Genomic DNA, 21,773 nt, shown 5'->3' with positions numbered 1-21,773 from the left:
TTTTACTCAAACAATGATGAAGACAAATAACGATCGCCTCTATCGCAAATAATAGCCACAATAACCCCTTGTTCTATAGATTCTGCTATTTTTAATGCACAAAACACTGAACCGCCACTACTCATACCTGCAAAAACACCCTCTTCTTTTGCTAAGCGTTGTGTTGTTACTTTCGCATCTTCTTCAGTAACATCTATTACGATATCTACTTTAGAACGATCAAAAAATTTAGGAACATAATCTGGAGACCATTTTCTAATACCTGGAATTCTTGCACCATCAGCTGGTTGTGCGCCTACAATTGTTATGTTTTTATTCTTTTCTTTTAGATAAGTAGAACTTCCCATTATAGTTCCAGTTGTACCCATAGTTGCTACAAAATGTGTTATTTCACCTTTAGTAGCTTCCCAAATTTCTGGCCCTGTTGTTTTATAATGCGCTTTCCAATTATCATCATTTTCAAACTGATTTAAAAGCGTATATCCTTTTTCATCTCGAAGTTTAAACGCTAAATCACGTGACCCTTCAATTCCAATATCCGCTGGTGTTAGAATAACTTCAGCGCCATAAGCACGCATGGTTTTTACACGCTCTTCAGTAGAATTTTCAGGCATGATTAAAACCATGTTTAAACCTAATAATTTTGAGATAAAAGCCAAAGCAATGCCTGTATTTCCGCTGGTAGCCTCAACTAGAGTTCCGCCTTTTTTAATATCGCCTCTTTTTAAGGCTTCATTAATCATGTTAAAAGCAGGTCTATCTTTTACACTGCCACCAGGATTGTTACCTTCTAATTTTAAAAACAATCGCACACCTTTTTTTGAAATAAGATGAATAGCCTCAACTAAAGGTGTATTTCCTATTTCGCCAATAATACTGTTCTCAAATTCCATTCTTTTTAGGTCTGATTTTAATTTCAGTTTGGTAGGTAACTAGTGAGTTTTCTGGAACCGAATGTGTAATCCAAACATTTGCACCAATAATACTATTTGCACCAATTACAATTTCTCCACCAAGAACTGTTGCATTTGCATAAATAGTTACATTATCTTGAATTGTTGGATGCCTTTTTACTTTTGCTAAATCTTTAGAAACTTGAATTCCGCCTAAAGTAACCCCTTGGTAAATTTTAACCTTGTCACCTATTATTGACGTTTCTCCAATTACAATTCCTGTACCGTGGTCAATATAAAAAGACTCGCCAATAGTTGCTCCTGGATGAATATCAACACCTGTAATACCATGAATATATTCACTCATCATCCTTGGTAAAATGTGCACATTTAATTTATAAAGCGCATGACTTAGCCTATAAATTGAAATGGCGTGAAACCCAGGATATGCCATATAGATTTCTTCCAAACTGTGAGATGCAGGATCATTACTTTCAAAAGCAATGGCGTCTAAATCTAATTTTCTTCTTATTCCTGGAAGTTCAGATTTAAATTCTTTCCAAATGTTATCACCATTTTCAATCTCTAACTTAGTCAGTATTTTTAGAAATGTTTTTTCTAAATAATCTTCATGAGCTACTTCTTGGTCACAATCAAACAGCGAATAAAAGAGTTTTTTAGTAAACGTTTTAACGGTATCTTTTAAGCAAACATTATAACTTTTCATATATTTCAATCACAATAATATTTGCGAATTTATAAAAACTTACTAAATAGATTGCACAACTGCTTTAGGTGCTTCTTTACGTGTTCCATCAAATCCATCAATACCACTAACTGTTGTGTATTTTAAAACATACTTTTTACCTGGATTTATAATTCGGTAAGCCGCTTGACACATTAATGTTGCCTCATGAAAACCACACAGAATTAATTTTAATTTCTCAGGATAAGTATTTACATCACCAATAGCAAAAACACCAGGAATGTTAGTTTGATAGTTTAATGAATTATCAACTTTTATAGCGTTTTTTTCTATATCTAATCCCCAATTACCAATAGGCCCTAATTTTGGAGACAAGCCAAATAATGGAATAAAATGATCGGTTTCTAAAATAGTTTCTTCGCCATCTTTAGTCACTGTAACCGATTCTATTTTACCATCACCATTTAATCCTGTAACCTCAGCTGGTGTGATTAATTTTATTTTATTTAGAAGTGTTAATTCTCTAACTTTTTCTACAGAATCTAAAGCACCTCTAAACTCATTTCTTCTGTGAATTAAGGTAACTGAAGAAGCTATATCTGTCAAAAATATACTCCAATCTAAAGCAGAATCTCCACCACCAGAAATCACTACTTTTTTATCGCGATAAAATTCTGGATCTTTAATTATGTACTCAACACCATTATCTTCATAATCTGCAATACCTTCAATAGCTGGTTTTCTAGGTTCGAAAGACCCTAAACCTCCTGCAATTGCTACTATTGGTGCTTGGTGTTGTGTTCCTTTATTTGTTGTTACAATAAAAGAACCATCTTCTTGTTTTTCTATAGTTTCGGCACGTTCACCTAAAGTAAAACCAGGCTCAAATTGTTTGCCTTGTTCTAGTAAATTTTTAGTTAAATCGCCTGCTAATATTTCTGGAAAACCAGGAATATCATAAATTGGTTTTTTTGGATAAATCTCTGAACATTGCCCACCTGCTTGTGGTAATGCATCAATTAAATGACATTTTAATTTTAATAATCCTGCTTCAAAAACTGTAAATAATCCTGTAGGTCCTGCGCCTATGATAAGTATATCCGTTTTAATCATTTTAATACTCTTTCTTTTCAATTAATCCTTTGGTGAATTCGTTTAGCGTTTCCACTTTTTCTTCGAAATCTCCTTTTATTGTTTTTCTATATTCGTTTAAATTCTTCACTAAATCGTCTACATTTTCTGGAATAACATCCTCAAAAAATTGACGTAATCTTTTGGCTGTTGTTGGCGATTTACCATTTGTTGAAATAGCCACTTTCACATTACCCTTTGTTACTATACCACCCATATAAAAATCGCAATATGGTGGATTGTCTGCTACATTTACTAAAATGCTTCTTTTACGGCAATGTTTATAAACCTCAACATTAACTCTAGGAACATCAGTCGTAGCGACAACAATATGCTTTCCTTTTAGATACCGTTTACTATATCTTCTTTTCAATAATTTAACATTCCCTTTTTTTGCAAGCTCAACTGTACCTTCTCTAAACATTGGTGATACCATAGTAACATTTGCATCGGGACTTGATTTTAGAAGAAAAGTTAATTTTTCTTCAGCTACAAAACCACCTCCTACAATAAGGACATTTAGGTTTTTTGCTTTTAAAAAAATGGGATATAAATTATTTCTTTCCACAACTTATTCTTTTGAAATAACTTCTTTATAAATTGAATCTAGAACAACACGCTCTTTAACAACATCTCCAATAATGATAATTGCTGGCGATGATAATTCCTTTTCCTTAACAATTTGTTGAATATCGCGAATCGTTCCTATACCTACATTTTCATCTTCTCTTGTACCGTTTTGAATGATTGCAATTGGTGTATTTCTCTTATTTTCTGCATAAAACACTTTAACAATCTCACTCAATTTATGCATGCCCATTAAAATAACAACAGTCGCTGTTGATTTTGCTGCTAGTGCAATATCGGTCGATAATTGATGTGCTTTTGTAGTTGCTGTAATTACCCAAAAACTTTCGGATGAACCTCGTTTAGTTAACGGAATACCTTGATATGCTGGAACTGCTAAAGCTGATGAAATTCCTGGAACCACAAATGTTTCTAAACCAAATTCCCTTACATAATCAATCTCTTCTGCTCCGCGTCCAAAAACAAAAGGATCACCTCCTTTTAAACGCACCACATGACCTTTTTCTTTAGCTTTACTAACAATAAGTTCGTTAATTTGTTCTTGCTGAAATGCATAACAGCCTTTACGTTTACCCACAAAAATAAGCTCCGTTTTTTTGGAAGCATATTTAAGTAACTCCTCGTTAATAAGTGCATCGTAAAGTATTACGTCTGCAGATTCAATTGCTTTTATTGCTTTAAGCGTAATTAAATCGACATCGCCAGGACCTGCACCTACAACAGTTAACTTTGGGGTTTTTAAACTCATCTCTATTTTTTAAACTGCTTTTTTTCCAAGCGTGTTTGTTTCGTTTTCTCTGTAAGTTCTAACTTTTTGTAAAAACTCGTTTGAATTTTCTATATATTTTGATGCAAAATCCTCAGTTGGAGCAAATTTATTAATTTGATAAATCAATTCTGAAAAAGAAACACCTAAATCAATGCGTCCGCTTTCTACAAATAACTCATCAAACTGACTTATAATTCCCGCATGCGTATTTGTTTTCTTGTTTTCAGCTAATAATAACGCTTTCGCGGAATTAACTAAAGAACTATATGCATGATAAATAGCACTTGAATATACTTTATTATTGAATGATTCTCTAGCATTTTCAATCTTTTCTTCACTTTCTAAAAACAAAGTTGCAATTAAATCGATAACAACACCAGCACATTCACCAATACCTATTTCTTTAACATATTTTTCTTCTTCTCCCCAATCAATAAAATCTTCTTGAGTTAAATTTGTAACATCTTGTAAATCATTTAACAAATCGTAAAAATATCGATCACCTTTTTCTTTATAATACTCTACAAATTGCTTTCCGCTTGCGTTAGCTTCAAAATCGTTTAAGATTCTACGTAAAGCTTCTGGACCTCTTCTACTTGGCACTTTCACAACTTTATCTGCAAACAAACCATTTCCATCACCTAAATTACCACCACCTAGCAATACCTGTAAAGCTGGAGCAACTAATTTATCTGGCGTACGAACAGACATTCCTTGAAAACCAATATTTGCCATATTGTGTTGCCCACAAGCATTCATACAACCACTTATTTTAATAACTAAATCATTATTTTTTAAATATTGTGGGTATTCTGCTTTTAAAACACGCTCTAACTCATCTGCTATTCCTGTACTACTTGCAATACCTAAATTACAAGTATCTGTTCCCGGACAAGCTGTAATATCAACTGCCTTATTATAACCTGCTTCAACAAAACCAAGTTTTTCTAATTCTTTATAAAAGAAAGGTATTAAATCTTCTTTTACAAAAGGAATAACAATGTTTTGACGAAGTGATAAGCGAATTTCTCCTGCTGCATATTTCTCTACTAAATCAGCTAAAAGTCTTGCTTTATCTGTATAAAAATCTCCTAAAAGCACTTTAATACCAATACCAAAATAACCTGCTTGTTTTTGTGGGATTAGATTTGTTGATTTCCATAAATCGAAAGCTGCCTGATTTTTAATTTCTACTTTTGGTGCTTCAACTGAAACTGGTTTTGAAACTTCATAAGCATCAGCATCAATAGCAACCGATTTAAACTCTATAGCATTTTGCTCTTCTTCAACTAAAGCTTTAAAAGCATCTAATTCTATATCTTTTATTAAGAATTTCATACGTGCTTTGGCACGACTTTTACGTTCACCATGACGGTCAAAAACTCTTAAAACACCTTCCATTGTTGGAATTATTTTATCTGTTTCTAAAAAATCATATAGCACATCGGCATGACGTGGTTGTGAACCTAACCCACCACCAATCATCACTTTAAAACCACGAACACCATTTTGGATTTTAGCAATAAAACCTAAATCGTGCATGTAAGATAATCCCGTATCTTCATCTGAAGATGAAAAAGACACTTTAAACTTACGTCCCATTTCTTGACAAATTGGGTTACGTAAAAAGAACTTGAATAATGCATCTGCATAAGGAGACACATCAAACGGTTCGTTAACATCAATACCCGCAGTTTCACTAGCTGTTACGTTACGAACGGTGTTTCCACAAGCTTCACGAAGCGTAACATCGTCGCGTTCTAATTCTGCCCAAAGTTCTGGCGTTCTATTTAAATCGACATAGTGAATTTGAATATCTTGACGTGTTGTAATGTGTAAACGCCCACGAGAATATTCATCAGAAACTTCAGAAATTCTTCGTAATTGATTACTCTTAACTTTTCCGTAAGGTAATTTTATACGAATCATTTGTACGCCTTCTTGACGTTGACCGTAAACACCACGTGCTAAACGAAGACTTCTAAATTTTTCCTCGTCAATTTTCCCATTATGAAACAGCTCAATTTTATTAGCTAATTCTATAATGTCGTTCTCAACAACTGGATTTTCTATTTCTGTTCTAAAACTTTGCATATTCTTTTTTTATTGAATGAAGCCAGCACCAACGGTATTATTATTTTGTGTATCTATTAAAATAAAAGAGCCATTTGTTCTATGATTTTTAAACTGATCGTAAAAAATAGGCTTGTTTAATTTAAAGGTTACCGATGCGATATCGTTAACACCTAATGATGTTGCTTCAGAATCTATACCTGAATAATCTGGATGAATTTTATGATTGATTTTATCAACCTTAGCTAATACTTTATTGATGCCATGTTGTACTACATATTTTCCTCCAACGGTTAAGTTTTCAGAATCCATCCAACACACATTGGCTGTAAATTGCTTGTCTATAGTTGGCAAATCGCCTTCTTTAACAATCATGTCTCCACGACTTACATTAATATCATTTTCTAAAGTGATGGTTACTGAAGAACGTCTTGAAGCCGTTTTATACTTCTCATCATAGAAATAAATATCTTTTATTTTTGATTTAGTTTTTGATGGCAATACCACAATATCGTCACCTACACTTAACTCACCACCATAAACTTTTCCTGCATAGCCTCTAAAATCGTGAAAATCTTCAGTTTTTGGACGAATAACATATTGCACTGGAAAACGTGGTGTTCCCACATTGTAAATATCTTTTTTATCAAGTTGCTCTAAATGTTCTAATAAAGATTCTCCTGTATACCAAGACATATTATTAGATCTATTTACAACATTATCACCTTTTAATGCACTTACAGGAATGAATGTTATTTTTTGGTCTTGATAATCACGCTTACTCATCAACTCAGAAAAATCTGCTTTGATTTTATTATAAGTTTCTTCGGAATAATCAACCAAATCCATTTTGTTAATCGCCACAACAACATCTTTAATTCTCAATAAATTATTGATGAAAAAATGACGATTAGTTTGCTCAATAACCCCTTTTCTCGCATCAATTAAAATTATTGAAGCTTGTGAAGTTGAAGCGCCTGTTACCATGTTACGTGTGTATTCCACATGACCTGGAGTATCGGCAATAATGTAGCTTTTTTTATTAGTTGAAAAATAAATATGAGCCACATCAATTGTGATTCCTTGTTCTCTTTCGGCAACTAAACCATCGGTTGCTAATGAAAAATCTAAGTAATCGTAACCACGTTGCTTACTTGTTTTTTTAATAGCATCTAATTTATCTGTAGTTAATGATTTTGTATCGTAAAGTATACGTCCAATTAAGGTACTTTTCCCATCATCTACACTTCCTGCTGTTGCAATTTTTAATACTTCCATTTTTATTTGGCTGTTAGCTATTTGCTCTTGGCTTTTAGCTTATTAAATATTTCTTTTAATTTTTTGCTAATGGCTAACTACCAAAAGCTAAAGGCAAAAATTTGTTTCACAAATTTTTAAAAATACCCTTGTTGTTTACGTTTTTCCATAGCTGCTTCAGAGCGTTTATCGTCTATACGGGCGCCACGTTCTGAAATTGTAGAATCTCTAATTTCTTCTACTACTTTAGAAATTGTTGATGCCTCAGAAAGTACAGCAGCTGTACAACTCATATCACCTACGGTTCTAAAACGCACCATTTCTTCAAGAACTTCTTCGTGTGCATCTCTGTAAACAACCTCATCATCTGCAGACCAAATCATGCCATCTCTTAAAAACACTTTACGTTTGTGCGCAAAATAGATTGATGGAATTTCAATATTTTCTTCTTCTATATAAGACCAAACATCTAATTCTGTCCAGTTTGAAATTGGAAATACACGCACATTTTGTCCGTGCTCAATTTCACCATTCAACATATCAAATAATTCTGGACGTTGGTTTTTTTCATCCCATTGTCCAAAATCGTCACGTACAGAAAAAATACGTTCTTTAGCTCTTGCTTTTTCTTCATCACGACGCGCACCACCAATACAAGCATCAAATTTAAATTCTTCAATAGCATCTAAAAGTGTAGTAGTTTGCAACATATTTCTACTTGCATAACGTCCAGATTCTTCTTTAACTTTTCCTTCGTCAATAGAATCTTGTACGTTTCTAACAATTAATTCCAAACCTAATTCTTCAACCAAACGATCTCTAAATTCAATAGTTTCAGGAAAATTATGTCCTGTATCAATATGCATTAAAGGGAAAGGAACTTTTGCTGGGTAAAATGCCTTTACAGCTAATCTTACCAAAGTAATAGAATCTTTTCCTCCAGAGAATAACAACACCGGTTTTTCAAATTGGGCTGCTACTTCTCTCATAATATAAATAGCTTCGTTTTCAAGCGAATTTATATGTGATGTATCTTTGTTCATCATATTCATTTTATCAATTATCTTAAGCGTGTAAACCACACTCTCTGTTTTCTAAAGCTTTTGTTGGGTCGAAGTATTTAAACTCGTTTGGTAAGTTATTTTCTTCTAAATATGTATCTAATTTTTCATCAGACCAATAGTAAAATGGGCTTACTTTTAAAACACCATCTTTACTTACACTAAAAATACCAATACTATCTCTAAACGCTGTTTGCCCTTGGCGCAAGTTTGTAAACCATACTTTTGGTTTATGCTCATCCATAGCACGTTTAAAAGGCTCCAGTTTTACTTGTTCTGTAAACAAAGCATGTTCTGGCGCTTCAACACTAGGAATTCCCATAACCACATCGCGATGTGCCGATGTTTGTTTGGGAACATATAAAAAGATGTTTAAATCCAAATCTTTAATTACCTGTTCTGCATGCCTGTAAGTTTGTGGTGTATTATAACCTGTATCACACCAAACTACTGGAGTTTTAGATTCTACAGAATTTACAGCATGTAAAATGGCTGCTTCGTATGGTCTAAAATTAGTAGTTACCACTGCTTTATTATTAAGCTCAAAAGCTTTTTTAATAATTTCTGCAGGTGATGCGTTTTTATATTGTTTGTTTAAATCGTCTATTGTGTTCTGATCTATCATTATTTCCCCCATTTAATTGAATTCCAAATGCGTTCGTGAAAAAAGTATAACACCATTTTTGTAACCAACTCAATACCACCTATTGAAAAGGCCAACTCTAATTTTCCAGTAACTAACCATGAAATTAAAATAGTATCTAAAGTACCTATAGTTCTCCAACTTAAAGATTTAACCACACTTCTTAATGGCTTCTCTGAAGCTGTATCACTTTTATAAGTCGTTTTGTCTTTTTCTGATGATTTTATTAACACTTGACTAATCATTTTATTTGATATTATATTAATCCTACCGATTTAATAGGAATTACAAATATATAACTTATTATGAAACAAAAAAGAGTCTTAACAATTTTTTAGAATTATGGAAAGTTTTATAGTAAACAGAAGAAAATAAGCAAGATTTAAAGATTATTTTATGAAATTCTCAGTGTTATTTGCTAGACAAATCTGCTAAAGTGGTATTTCTAAATACGTTGAGTGTACTATCTCTAACTTGAATCATGAGTTTATTTACGCTACAAGCATGTTCATCTGGGCAGTCGTCGCACTTTTCGTAAAAGTTTAAACTCACACAAGGCACCATTGCAATTGGACCTTCTAAAACACGCATCACTTCGGTCATTAAAATTTCTGAAGGTTCTTTTCTTAGATAATAACCACCGTGTTTTCCTTTTTTTGAACCTAAAATTCCAGATTTTCTTAAAGTAAGTAATATGCTTTCTAAAAATTTTTGCGGTATTTGTTCGCCTTTAGCAATAGCACCTACTTGCACAGGCATATCACCTTCGCTTCTAGCAATAAAAGTAAGAGCCTTTAAGCCGTATTTAGTTTTTTTGGATAACATGATGCTAATATAGCTATTTTAGGAAAAGTAATTAATATCCTGAAAACTTTAATGAATAATGATTATTTTAGCATCTATATAATTCATTTTTAGACTTTTAAATTAATAATTATGAAAAAAATACTGTATTTATTCATTTTTTTTATGGGTTTATTTATTGGGAATTCTCAGAACATATCTGTAAAAGATAGTACTGAAATTGTTCAAAAAATTGATGATTGGAATAAAGCTTGGAAGATTAAAGATTCTAGTTTAGCAGCAAAATGGTACTCGAACGATGCCGACTTTACAAATGCTTTTGGTTTTAGCATGATTGGTAAATCTGCAATCGAAAAATATTTATCTAGAGTTTTTAAAATGAATTTTGTGATGGCTGGTGATTCAGAGCAAACTTCATTAAAACTTAAACATATTTCAGAAAATTCAATATTAGTAATTTCAACCGTTTCAAGGGTAGGTCAAAAATTGAGTAATGACTCTGAATTAGGTTCTCGACAAACAACTCATCATAGGTTGTTTAGAAAAAATTCTGGTTGGGAAATCATTGCTCATTTAATATCTGATGCCAGAAGTATTGAAACGAATAAGCATTAGTATTTAAAACCAAAGCTAGTTGATGATTATCCCAAAGCCTGCTCCAAATCTCCAATAATATCATCAACATGTTCTAAACCAACAGAAACTCTAACCAAACCATCAGTAATATTAACCACTAATCTGTCTGCTTCTACTAAACTACTATGTGTTGTTGAAGCTGGATGCGTTACAATAGTTCTTGTGTCTCCTAAATTAGCCGACAGTGAACACATTTTAATAGCGTTAATAAATTCTCGCCCTTCTTCAATACCGCCTTTTACTTCAAAAGCGACAATGTTTCCACCCAATTTCATTTGCTTTTTAGCAACTTCGTATTGAGGATGCGATTTTAAAAAAGGATATTTTACCCAATTTACTTTTGGGTGATTTTCTAAAAACTCAGCCACTTTTAAAGCGTTTTCGCAATGCTTGTCTACTCTTACTGCAAGTGTTTCTAAACTTTTAGAAAGTGTCCACGCGTTAAACGGTGATAATGCTGGACCTGTATTTCTAGCGAATAAATAAATCTCTCTAATTAAATCTGCATTTCCAACCGTTACGCCACCTAAAACTCTCCCTTGTCCATCAATTAACTTGGTTGCCGAATGAATAACTAAATGTGCTCCATACTTAATAGGTTGTTGTAAATATGGTGTTGCAAAACAATTATCAATTACTAAAATAAGATTGTGCTTTTTTGCAATGTTTCCTAGCAATTCTAAATCTATAATATCAATACCTGGATTTGTTGGCGATTCAGCGTATAAAATTTTAGTTTCTGGCTTTATAAAACTTTCAATAGTTTCAGGTTCATTTATATTGAAGTAACTAGTTTCAATATTCCACTTAGGTAAATATTTAGTAAACAAAGTATGTGTAGAACCAAAAACCGAACGTGCAGAAACTACATGATCACCACTGCTTAATAACGCTGCAAACGTTGAAAACACTGCTGCCATACCAGTTGCAAATGCATAACCGCTTTCCGCACCTTCCATTTTACAAATTTTCTCTACAAACTCGGTTGTGTTTGGGTTTGTAAAACGACTATAAATATTACGATCTTTTTCTTCTGTAAATGAAGCTCGCATATCTTCGGCATCTTCAAATACAAAACTAGACGTTAAATATAACGGACTTGTATGTTCTAAAAATTGGGTACGCTCTAATTGGGTACGGATTGCTTCGGTTTCAAACTTCTTTTTATTCTCGCTCATAACTCTAATTAATATGTTTAGACAACCTTAAAATATCTCCAAAAACGCCACGTGCCGTTACTTCTGCTCCTGCACCTGCCCCTTGAATGACTATAGGTTGTTCGCCATAACTTTCTGTAAATATTTCAAAAATCGCATCACTTCCTTTTACGTGTCCTAATGTACTATCCTCTGGAATGGATACTAATTTCACTTCTAAATTCCCTTTGTCTTGTGATAAATCTCCTGACAAATCTCCAACATATCGCAATACATAACCTTTTTCTTGTTGGTCTTTTATCTTTTGAAATTGATCATCAAGCACATCTAACTGACTTAAAAAAGATTGCACTTCAATATTTTGATACGCTTCTGGTATTAAATTTTGAACTGAAACATCTTCAAATTCATTTTGCAAATCTAACTCTCTTGCAAGAATTAACAATTTTCTAGCCACATCATTTCCTGAAAAATCTTCTCTTGGGTCTGGTTCTGTAAAACCTTTATCAATAGTTTCTTGAACAATAGCACTAAATGGCTTGTCTTGAACCGAAAAATTATTAAATAAATAACTTAATGTTCCAGAGAAAACGCCACGAATTCTGGTAATGTTTTCACCCGATTCGTGTAATAATTTAATCGTATCAATTAAAGGTAAACCTGCGCCAACCGTAGTTTCATATAAATATTGCTTGTTGTGAGCTTCTAATTGAACTCTCAATTCCTTATAAAAATCGTGAGAAATAGTATTTGCTATTTTATTTGATGATACCAAATCGAAACCAGCTTCAACTAACGGGATGTAATTTTGATAAAAATTAGCACTCGATGTATTATCAACTGCAATTAAATTTTCTAAATGATGTGCTTTTGCGAAAGCAATAATATCGTCAACAGAACTTTCAATAGATGTCGATTTAATAGCTTCATTCCAATTTACATCAACGCCTTTTTTGTTTAAAAGCAACTGTTTTGAATTGGCTATTGCAAAGACATTAAGATTAATTCCTTTTCGGTTTTCAATCTCATTTTTCGACTTTAAAATTTGATTTATTAAAGCACTTCCAACGCCTCCATGACCAAAAATGGCAATATTTATCTTTTTAGAAATCCCGAAAACCTCTCCATGAATCACATTCATAGCTTTATGAAGTTGACTCTTTTTAACCACCAAACTCACATTTCTACCTGTTACAGTATTATTGAATAACAATGGTGTAATCTGGTTTTTTATTAACGCATTAAATGGCTTGTGAAACGAACTTAACTCGATACCAATTATTGAAATCACAGATACATCATCAACCACATGAATTTTATTAACGTCTTGCGAATAAAAATCTTTTTCGAACTCGCGTTCTAAAGCAATCACAGCTTGAGTTGCCTGGTCTGCATCAATAATTAACCCAATACCACGCTCTGAAGACCCTTGAGAAATGATGCTCACACTAATATCTTTACTTGCTAAAGCACCAAATATTCTAGCATCAACACCACTTTTCCCTAACAATCCGCGGCCTTCTAAATTTAACAACGCCACATTATCTAAAACTGATAAAGACGTGACTTCTTTTGAACTTGGTTTTGCAGTAATCAATGTACCCTCATCATCTGTATTAAAAGTATTTAAAATACGAAGATTGATGTTTTTTTCAACTAACGGAATAATGGTTTTTGCGTGTAAAACTGTTGTTCCAAAATTGGCTAACTCGTTAGCTTCACTAAATGATAATTCTCTAATTTTTTGAGCATCTTCAACCAAATCTGGATTTGCTGTGTAAATACCACTAACATGTGTGTAGTTCTGTAACTCTTCAGCATCTAAATAATTGGCCAATAAAGCTGCTGTGTAATTACTTCCGTTTCTGCCTAATGTTGTGGTTTCATTTTTAGAATTTGAAGCAATAAAACCTGTAACTACATTAACCGTATCGCTATTATTTTGTTTAAAATAGTTCTTAACATTATCTTTTGAAAGTTGAGAAATAGGTTGTGCATTCCCAAAAACATCATCAGTTTTAATCAATTGTCTTGCATCGGTAGCTTTGGCTTTTATATTTTTTTGATTCAATAATTCTGAAACCAATTTAATAGATAATAATTCGCCTTGAGCTAAAATTTCATCTTTGGTTTTCTTACTATAATCACGCAATAAACTAACGCCTTCAAAGAGCTTTTCTAAAACTGAAAATTCATCAGAAAAATCAACTGTTGGTAAAGGTTCTTTTTGATAGTTTTTAAAAGTTTCAAAATCAGATTTATAATCCTTTCCTTTATGTGCTCTTTCTAAAATATCTTCAAGTTCGTCGGTTGCATTTCCGCGTGCAGAAACGACTACCGTTATTTTTTCACCTGCATTCACTTTATTTTCAATGATTGAAATCACTTTATTCAATCCTTCTCCATTTCCTAAAGATTTTCCCCCAAACTTTAATACCTTCATTTTTTTCTTTTTAGAATTTGGCACAAAAATGCCTTCTATAATTTTTTCTAACTGCTCGTACTCCATTAAAAATGCATCGTGTCCATGTACCGAATGTATTTCGTTATATGTCACATTTGCATGCGTAACCGCTAGTTGTTTATGTGTTTGTCTGTTTTCTTCTGCTGTGAAAAATAAATCTGAATCTACTCCAACAATGTGAATGTTTGCTTCAATAGCTTCTAAAACATTTAAATCTACTTTTCGGTTTTTAGTAACATCAATGGTTTTAAGCAACTGATTCATCAATTTATAAGCCGAAAGCTGAAAACGTTCTTGCAACTTTTTACCATGATGTAACAACCAACTTTCTACATTAAAAATCTCTAAATCTTCATTTTTTGAACGCTGAAAACGCTCATTAAAAGACTCAGGCGTTCTGTAACACAACATAGCATGCATGCGTGCATCGTGAACAGGATTTTTAGAATTCAATAGGAATTGCTCTTGTATTTGGCAATTGGCAATTAACCAATCGGTAGATTTCCAATCGGTTGCTACGGTTATTAAATGCTCGGTAAAATCTGGCTTATTAACTGCCATTTCCCATGCAATACCACCACCTAATGAACCTCCAATTGTTGCAAAAAGCTTTTCGATTTTCAATTCTTTAAGTCCAATTAAAAACAAATTAGCAATGTCTCTAGCAACAAAATCTTTGTAGTTTTCAATAACATAACCATCAAAACCGTTTCCTGGAATATTGAAAGCTAAAACCGTATAAAGTTTCGTGTCAATAACTTTATCATCGCCCACCAAATCTTTCCACCAGCCATCTTTTCCTGCGACATTACTATTGCCAGTTAAGGCGTGATTTACCAAAACAATAGGCGCTGAACCTAAAGTTTTACCAAAAACCTGATAACTAAGTTCTATCTCAGGAATAGAGACTTTACTTTCCGTTATATAATTTTTAATGATGATATTTTGAAATGTATCTTTCAATAGAAAATTTATTATTTAATTGTGCTAAATGCTTCTTTTAAATCGGCTTTTAAATCTTCAACATCTTCAATACCTACAGACAAACGAATTAAATCGGCAGTTACTCCAGCAGATTCTTGCTCTGCTTCATCTAACTGTTGATGCGTTGTACTTGATGGATGAATAATTAACGATTTTGTATCACCAATATTAGCTAATAATGAAAACAACTTCGTATTATCGGCAATAGATTTTGCGGCTTCAAAACCACCTTTTGCTCCAAAGGTAACTAATCCGCTTTGCCCACCTACTAAATATTTATCTGCTAACTTTTTGTATTTACTGCTTTCTAATCCTGGATAATTTACCCAAGTCACCTCATCTTGTTGCTCTAACCATTTTGCAATTTCAAGTGCATTTTCACTGTGTTGTTTTATTCTAACAGATAAAGTTTCTAAACCTTGAATAATATTAAACGCATTTGTTGGACTTAAAGCGCCACCGAAATCTCTTAAACCTTCTAAAATTAATTTAAACGTATAAGACGCTGCCCCCAAAGTTTCGTAATATTTCAAACCGTGGTAGCCTGCTGAAGGCTCTGTAAATTCTGGAAATTTCCCGTTTGCCCAATCAAAATTACCACCATCAATTATTGCTCCTCCAAGAGAATTTCCTTGTCCTCCAATATATTTTGTTAACGAATGAATGACAATATTTGCACCGTGTTTAATAGGATTTAATAAAGCTGGAGTTGCTACGGTGTTATCAACGATAAAAGGTACTCTAGCAGCTTTAGAATGTTCTGCAATTGCCTCAATATCCAATACATCCAATTTTGGATTCCCTAAAGATTCAACAAAAAATGCTCTGGTATTATCTTGAACTGCACCTGCGAAATTATCTGGATTATCTGCATCTACAAATGTGGTTGTAATACTTAATCTTGGCAAGGTTACTTTTAACAAATTATAAGTCCCGCCATACAAACTACTTGATGCTACAATATGGTCGCCTGCTTTTAATAAAGTTAAAAGTCCAGTAGAAATTGCTGCTGTTCCTGATGCAAAAACTACAGCTCCAACACCGCCTTCTAAAGCAGCTAAACGATCCTGTAAAATTTGATTTGTAGGATTATTTAATCGGGTGTAAATAAATCCTAGTTCTTTAAGCGAAAATAGATTTGCTGCATGATCTGAGTTATTAAAAACATACGATGTTGTTTGATAAATGGGAACTGCTCTAGTACCCCCGTTTGCTTTAAAATCGTGCCCTGCGTGCAATGCGTTTGTTGCTAATTTTTGTGTACTCATTTTTCTAATTTTTTTGAATTAATAAATTAAACCAAAAGCCAAATGCGTTTTTAAAAAACGTACTTAATAGAAAAATGTTAAAAAGAATTATTGAAACTACAGAAAGTAATTTCATTTGGTTATCTATCTAAAACAAATGTTTAAGTAGAATTTAGCACCTTCTTTACGAATAAAGGGTTGCTAAGGCTTCGCAGGGTCTAATCCCTCCGCCTTTCTTGATAACATTTCAGTAAGTGTTTGAACTTTGTGAATGCAAATATTCGTTCAGAAAAAGTTAATATCCAAATTTTTTGATGAAAATTTTATTTTAAAAGCTAATTATCATCGTTCATGTTGCAAAGCATTAAACTTATTCTTTATAACTAATCCAACGGGTTTCCCTTGAATTTTAGACTCTAACCATGAAATAATATCTAAATAAAGGAATGCACGACTTTGATATGGATCATCTTCAAATTCCTTTAATTTTTTATGAAGTTTAATAAATTCATTTTTAACTTCACTTGGATATATATCTCCTAATCCTCTTAAAAACCGAATAAATTCTTTTTGTACTTCATATAAATCTTCCATTTTAATTAAAAACTTATAAGTACTCTTAATTAAAACATCTAAGTTATAATCTAATCCGGCTTCGTAATGTGCTACCAAATTTAAAATACGTGAAAAGCACAATAAATCTTCACGCATTTGTAATGATTTATTACTTATTATTTTTTCTAAATATTGAATACACTTTTTGTTTTCTCCTGCACCAAAATACATACTAGCAATCTTGTAATAAAATACCATAACGTGATGTTCATCAATACGGTCTTTAAAACGTTTTAAACGCTCTAAAACCTCATCAATAAGCGGCAAACCTTCTTTAAAACTGCCTTCCATAAAATGGAGATTAAACTTATTGTTGTATATAAATAAGAATGCTAAACTTTCGTTATTGTCATCCAATGGAAACCATTTTTCTTTGGTTATTTCCTCTAATTGCAATAAGGTGTTTTTAAATTTTTCGTATTGTCTTAAATAAAAAAGCGTTTCTAATAAATAATGATTTCCTCTTAAAAAAAACACAGGATTTAATACAATCATGTCTTTATTTTCATAAAATAAATCAACCCATTTTGATGCATATTTATAACATGATAAAAAATCTACTGTTAGGAAACTATACCATAAATATGATTTGTAAAGCCATAATTTTTCTCTAAAACCTAATTTATTAATATCATATTTTGGAAGTCTGTCATTAAAATACTTTGTTATTATTTGATGTTCTTCATCGTTTTTAACATAACCCGTTTTTAAAAACAATCCATATAACTGAAGCGATAAATTAGATAGTTTACTTGCTAAAACATTTTGTAAACTCAACTCTTTCGCTTGAATCGTTAGCTCGTCTGCTCTATTACTCAAACTACGTGTAATGTATTGAGACTCAATAACTTTTTCCAATTCAACAATTTCGTAAGCTATATTCTTTTCTTCATTTGCAATCGCTAAACTTTTAGCTTTATCTAAAATTTTTAAACTCTGCTTATAAAGTCCTTTATGGTAAAGAATTGTAGCAAAATCAAGTTGTTCTCGAATTTGAATTCTAATATTTTGGTGTGAAGGATTTAATCTTAAACTAATTAAAATTTGTTTGTATAAATGTGCTTTTAAATTAGATAATTGCTGCTTTTTTACAATACCTTTTTTAAGAATTGCAGATTCGTCATACATAGAAAGTTTATCAAGAATATTGAAAAGTGTTAAGAATTTTGAATCCTCATTTACCCCCAATCTTCCCACATAAAGCTTGAATTGTCTTTTTTCTGACTTAGACAATGACTTTATTAATACAAACAAATTATCTTTTTGCTCTTTTGTCATAGTATAAAAACAATATTAAGATATTGATTTTCAAGTTTTTAATTGAATTATTATTGCGTTAAACATCGTAATAACATCACCTTTAATTCTCATTTTAGCAAACCAAAATATAACTTCGTAGAACAATAAGAAAATATATTTTAATAAATGTCTGATAATAAGGTCCAAATTTTTGATACTACTCTTAGAGATGGTGAGCAAGTCCCTGGTTGCAAGTTAAATACTGAACAGAAATTAATAATTGCTGAGCAGCTTGATAATTTAGGGGTAGATATTATTGAAGCAGGTTTTCCCGTGTCTAGTCCTGGTGATTTCAAATCGGTGGAAGAAATTTCTAAAATTATAAAAAACGCAACAGTTTGTGGTTTAACACGCTCGGTTGAAAACGATATAAAAGTAGCTGCTGAAGCTTTAAAATATGCTAAATTACCCAGAATCCATACAGGTATTGGAACATCTGAATCTCATATAAAGTATAAATTCAAATCAAATCAAGATGCTATTATTGAGCGTGCTGTAAGAGCTGTAAGTTATGCAAAGTCTTTTGTTGAAGATGTTGAGTTTTATGCTGAAGATGCTGGTAGAACAGATAATGAATATTTAGCTCGCGTTTGTGAAGCCGTAATTAAGGCTGGTGCAACAGTTTTAAATATTCCAGATACGACTGGATATTGCTTACCAAGTGAATATGGTGCAAAAATAAAATATTTAAAAGAAAACGTAAAAGGTATAGATAAAGCAATTTTATCTTGTCATTGCCACAACGATTTAGGATTAGCAACAGCTAATTCTATTGAAGGTGTTATTAATGGTGCACGACAAATAGAATGCACTATAAACGGTATTGGTGAACGTGCAGGAAATACAGCTTTAGAAGAAGTTGTTATGATTTTAAAACAACACCCTTACTTAAATTTAGATACTAGAATTCAAACGGAAATGCTTTATGGTATTAGCCAATTGGTATCTGATAGTATGGGTATTTACACACAACCAAATAAGGCTATTGTAGGTGCCAATGCGTTTGCACATAGTTCTGGAATTCATCAAGATGGTGTGATTAAAAATCGTGAAACTTACGAAATTATAGATCCTAAAGATGTTGGTGTAACAGAATCTGCCATTGTTTTAACTGCAAGAAGCGGAAGAGCTGCATTAGCGTACAGAGCAAAAAATATTGGATACGAATTAACTAAACTTCAATTAGATGAAATCTATACTAACTTTTTAGATTTTGCCGATAAGAAAAAAGAAGTTGGTGATAGTGATATCCATCAAATTATAGAAAATAGCAAAGTATATAATGAAATTATTTCTGCTTAATTATTTTAATTTATGAAATTAAATATTGCCGTTCTACCAGGTGATGGTATTGGCCCAGAGGTTATAGCTCAAGCAGTAAAAGTCTTGAAAGCTATAGCTATGGAATTTAACCATGTATTTACTTTTCATAACGCATTAGTTGGTGCTTGTGCCATAGACAAATCAGGAGATCCACTTCCAGAAGAAACCATTAGCATTTGCAAAAAAGCAGATGCTATTTTATTTGGAGCTATTGGCAAAACATCTTACGATTTAGATCCTTACGCCAAAGTAAGGCCAGAGCAAGGTCTTTTAAAACTTCGCAAAACACTTGATTTATATGCTAATATAAGGCCAGTTATCGCGTATGAAGACTTACTAACTAAATCATCTTTAAAAAAAACCCAAATAAAAGATACCGATATTCTTATCTATAGAGAATTAACAAGCGGTATTTATTTTGGCGAAAAAACACTTAGTGAAGATGGTAACATAGCATCAGATATTTGCGAATACACACGAGATGAAGTTGAACGTATTGCGCATTTAGCTTTTAAAGCAGCACAATCTAGAAAACGTAAATTAACTTTGGTTGATAAAGCCAATGTTTTAGAAAGTTCAAGATTATGGAGACGTGTTGTACAAGAACTTGCGCCTCAATATCCTGATGTGAAATTGAGATATATGTATATTGATAACGCTGCGATGGAGCTTATTATAAACCCAAAACAATTTGACGTTATTTTAACCGAAAATATGTTTGGTGATATATTATCTGAAGAAGCTAGTGTTATTGTAGGCTCTATTGGTTTATTAGCTTCGGCATCAATTGGTAAAGACCATGCCATGTTTGAACCAATACACGGTGCTTATACTAAAGCTGCCAATAAAGGCATTGCAAACCCTATTGCTTCTATTTTATCTGCTGCCATGTTATTAGATCATTTTGGATTAGACGATGAAGCGGCATTAATAAGAGAAGCAGTAGACAAATCATTGAAGCTTCATATAACCACTCCAGACTTAAATACCAAATACGATAATATTACCACCACAAAAGTTGGTGATTTCATTGAAGATTTTATAAATAATCCTGATGAAACCAACTTGAATTTTACCAACATTCATTTAGGACAATCCACAATCATTTAATTATTTGAGTTAGTCAGCAAACAAATTAAACTAAACTTAATGGATTCCTTAAAAGCGCATTTAACCAATGCGCTTTTTTAACTAATAGAATGAAAAATTAGAGTTTTAAAAAAACATCTAATACTGATGAAACCCATCAGACACAAATTTTAAAACCTCCGGCAAAGATTCTCGCCAATAAGTCCAAGTATGTCCGCCATCTCTAATTCTAAATTCGTGTTTTACATCTTTATTTCTCAAAGCGACATGAACCAAACTATTTCCTTCATATAAAAAATCATCATCACCACAATCAATATACCAGCGTACGGATTCTATTTGTTCTTTGGTCATGTTATCAATTAAAGATAATGCGTTATGCTTTGGGAAATAGGTTTCCGCATCTACATCATTAACCTCAACATTATTACTCTTTAATCTTTCTTTAAAAGCTTCAACCGATGACGGACCAATGTAAGCACTTAAAGGGCAAGCTGAAGCAAATAATTCTGGATGATGCAAAGCATACATAAACGAGCCACCACCACCCATAGACAAACCAGCTACAGCTCTAAAACGTTTTTCTTTTTTTATACGATACTTATTCTCTACGTAAGGCATTAACTCTTTAAAAAAGTAATCCTCGTAATTCCAATCACCTTGAATATCATTAAAATAACCCAATCTACTTGTAAAAGCATCGGGCATAACAATAATCATAGGAGTTGCAGTACCTTCCATTATAGCTTTATCTGTTATACTTAAAACTTCACCAAACTGCACCCAACCTGTTTGGTCATCTCCTGCTCCATGAAGTAAATATAATACTGGGTAACTACGTTGCGAAGTGTCGTAATCTGGCGGTAAATAAACAGCGAAATTACGATCAGTTTTTAAAATTTTGCTAGCGTGTGATAGTTGATCAAAAACTTTACCAGTTTGGGAAAAACTAACATTAAAGACTAAAAAGCTTAGTATAAATAATCGAAAAATGTTCTGCATGATTTGAGTAATAATTAATTATGCAACAAGTT

Annotated in this window: 19 protein-coding genes and 1 riboswitch; of the genes, 3 read left to right on the top strand and 16 right to left on the bottom strand. The window is 32.4% G+C overall.

Features of this window, described 5'->3' with window-relative positions:
* Positions 1-2 precede the first annotated feature (2 nt).
* The 11 genes from cysM to BT151_RS06205 form a co-directional block, all read right to left on the bottom strand.
* Positions 3-893 (bottom strand): cysteine synthase CysM, encoded by an 891-nt coding sequence (gene cysM / locus BT151_RS06255; RefSeq protein ID WP_072400872.1) that lies wholly within the window; start codon positions 891-893, stop codon positions 3-5.
* Positions 883-1,620 (bottom strand): serine O-acetyltransferase EpsC, encoded by a 738-nt coding sequence (epsC, locus tag BT151_RS06250; RefSeq protein ID WP_072400871.1) that lies wholly within the window; start codon positions 1,618-1,620, stop codon positions 883-885. The genes cysM and epsC overlap by 11 nt, the downstream gene beginning before the upstream one ends.
* Positions 1,621-1,662: 42 nt before the next feature.
* The gene (locus tag BT151_RS06245) at positions 1,663-2,712 is read right to left on the bottom strand and encodes an NAD(P)/FAD-dependent oxidoreductase (RefSeq protein ID WP_072400870.1); all 1,050 of its coding nucleotides are present in this window, start codon (positions 2,710-2,712) and stop codon (positions 1,663-1,665) included.
* 1 nt (position 2,713) lies between these two features.
* Positions 2,714-3,298, bottom strand: a complete 585-nt coding sequence (locus BT151_RS06240; RefSeq protein ID WP_072400869.1) for a precorrin-2 dehydrogenase/sirohydrochlorin ferrochelatase family protein — start codon at positions 3,296-3,298, stop codon at positions 2,714-2,716.
* Between the two features lie 3 nt (positions 3,299-3,301).
* On the bottom strand, positions 3,302-4,066 hold the full coding sequence (cobA, locus tag BT151_RS06235) for a uroporphyrinogen-III C-methyltransferase (protein WP_072400868.1): 765 nt from the start codon (positions 4,064-4,066) through the stop codon (positions 3,302-3,304).
* A 9-nt stretch (positions 4,067-4,075) separates the two neighbouring features.
* A complete protein-coding gene (locus BT151_RS06230) occupies positions 4,076-6,181 on the bottom strand; it encodes a HEPN domain-containing protein (RefSeq protein ID WP_072400867.1) in 2,106 nt (701 codons plus the stop codon).
* Positions 6,182-6,190: 9 nt separating this feature from the next.
* The gene (locus tag BT151_RS06225) at positions 6,191-7,438 is read right to left on the bottom strand and encodes a sulfate adenylyltransferase subunit 1 (RefSeq protein ID WP_072400866.1); all 1,248 of its coding nucleotides are present in this window, start codon (positions 7,436-7,438) and stop codon (positions 6,191-6,193) included.
* Positions 7,439-7,554: 116 nt separating this feature from the next.
* Positions 7,555-8,460 carry a sulfate adenylyltransferase subunit CysD gene (gene cysD / locus BT151_RS06220; protein WP_072400865.1) on the bottom strand — a complete coding sequence of 302 codons (906 nt, stop codon included), beginning with the start codon at positions 8,458-8,460 and terminating at the stop codon, positions 7,555-7,557.
* Between the two features lie 22 nt (positions 8,461-8,482).
* Positions 8,483-9,103, bottom strand: coding sequence for a phosphoadenosine phosphosulfate reductase domain-containing protein (locus BT151_RS06215; protein WP_072400864.1), 621 nt, complete (start codon positions 9,101-9,103; stop codon positions 8,483-8,485).
* The gene (locus tag BT151_RS06210; protein WP_072400863.1) at positions 9,103-9,366 is read right to left on the bottom strand and encodes a DUF2061 domain-containing protein; all 264 of its coding nucleotides are present in this window, start codon (positions 9,364-9,366) and stop codon (positions 9,103-9,105) included. Before BT151_RS06210 ends, BT151_RS06215 begins: the two co-directional genes overlap by 1 nt.
* Positions 9,367-9,532: 166 nt before the next feature.
* Positions 9,533-9,946 (bottom strand): RrF2 family transcriptional regulator, encoded by a 414-nt coding sequence (locus tag BT151_RS06205; protein ID WP_072400862.1) that lies wholly within the window; start codon positions 9,944-9,946, stop codon positions 9,533-9,535.
* Between the two features lie 111 nt (positions 9,947-10,057).
* On the opposite strand from BT151_RS06205, the gene BT151_RS06200 reads away from it, so the two are divergent.
* On the top strand, positions 10,058-10,540 hold the full coding sequence (locus BT151_RS06200) for a YybH family protein (RefSeq protein WP_143144258.1): 483 nt from the start codon (positions 10,058-10,060) through the stop codon (positions 10,538-10,540).
* A 26-nt stretch (positions 10,541-10,566) separates the two neighbouring features.
* On the opposite strand, the gene BT151_RS06195 is transcribed toward BT151_RS06200, so the two are convergent.
* From BT151_RS06195 to BT151_RS06180, 4 genes are all read right to left on the bottom strand, one after another.
* Positions 10,567-11,739 carry a trans-sulfuration enzyme family protein gene (locus BT151_RS06195; protein ID WP_072400860.1) on the bottom strand — a complete coding sequence of 391 codons (1,173 nt, stop codon included), beginning with the start codon at positions 11,737-11,739 and terminating at the stop codon, positions 10,567-10,569.
* A gap of 4 nt (positions 11,740-11,743) precedes the next feature.
* Positions 11,744-15,145 (bottom strand): bifunctional aspartate kinase/homoserine dehydrogenase I, encoded by a 3,402-nt coding sequence (thrA, locus tag BT151_RS06190; RefSeq protein ID WP_072400859.1) that lies wholly within the window; start codon positions 15,143-15,145, stop codon positions 11,744-11,746.
* Positions 15,146-15,156: 11 nt separating this feature from the next.
* Positions 15,157-16,434 (bottom strand): O-acetylhomoserine aminocarboxypropyltransferase/cysteine synthase family protein, encoded by a 1,278-nt coding sequence (locus BT151_RS06185; protein ID WP_072400858.1) that lies wholly within the window; start codon positions 16,432-16,434, stop codon positions 15,157-15,159.
* A gap of 116 nt (positions 16,435-16,550) precedes the next feature.
* Positions 16,551-16,659: riboswitch (SAM riboswitch) on the bottom strand.
* A gap of 96 nt (positions 16,660-16,755) precedes the next feature.
* Entirely contained in the window at positions 16,756-18,306 is a 1,551-nt protein-coding gene (locus BT151_RS06180) for a hypothetical protein (RefSeq protein ID WP_072400857.1), read from the bottom strand.
* 147 nt (positions 18,307-18,453) lie between these two features.
* On the opposite strand from BT151_RS06180, the gene BT151_RS06175 reads away from it, so the two are divergent.
* On the top strand, positions 18,454-19,629 hold the full coding sequence (locus BT151_RS06175; protein ID WP_072400856.1) for a 2-isopropylmalate synthase: 1,176 nt from the start codon (positions 18,454-18,456) through the stop codon (positions 19,627-19,629).
* A 12-nt stretch (positions 19,630-19,641) separates the two neighbouring features.
* Positions 19,642-20,760: a 3-isopropylmalate dehydrogenase gene (gene leuB / locus BT151_RS06170; RefSeq protein ID WP_072400855.1), complete on the top strand. Its 1,119-nt coding sequence runs from the start codon at positions 19,642-19,644 to the stop codon at positions 20,758-20,760.
* A 117-nt stretch (positions 20,761-20,877) separates the two neighbouring features.
* Here the strand turns inward: leuB and BT151_RS06165 are convergent, their stop codons facing one another.
* The gene (locus tag BT151_RS06165) at positions 20,878-21,741 is read right to left on the bottom strand and encodes an alpha/beta hydrolase (RefSeq protein WP_072400854.1); all 864 of its coding nucleotides are present in this window, start codon (positions 21,739-21,741) and stop codon (positions 20,878-20,880) included.
* Between the last annotated feature and the right edge of the window lie 32 nt (positions 21,742-21,773).

The organism is Flaviramulus basaltis, assembly GCF_900114265.1.
GTDB lineage: Bacteria > Bacteroidota > Bacteroidia > Flavobacteriales > Flavobacteriaceae > Flaviramulus > Flaviramulus basaltis.
Note: the sequence above shows the minus strand (reverse complement) of the source record. Positions and strands in the feature narration are given on the sequence as shown.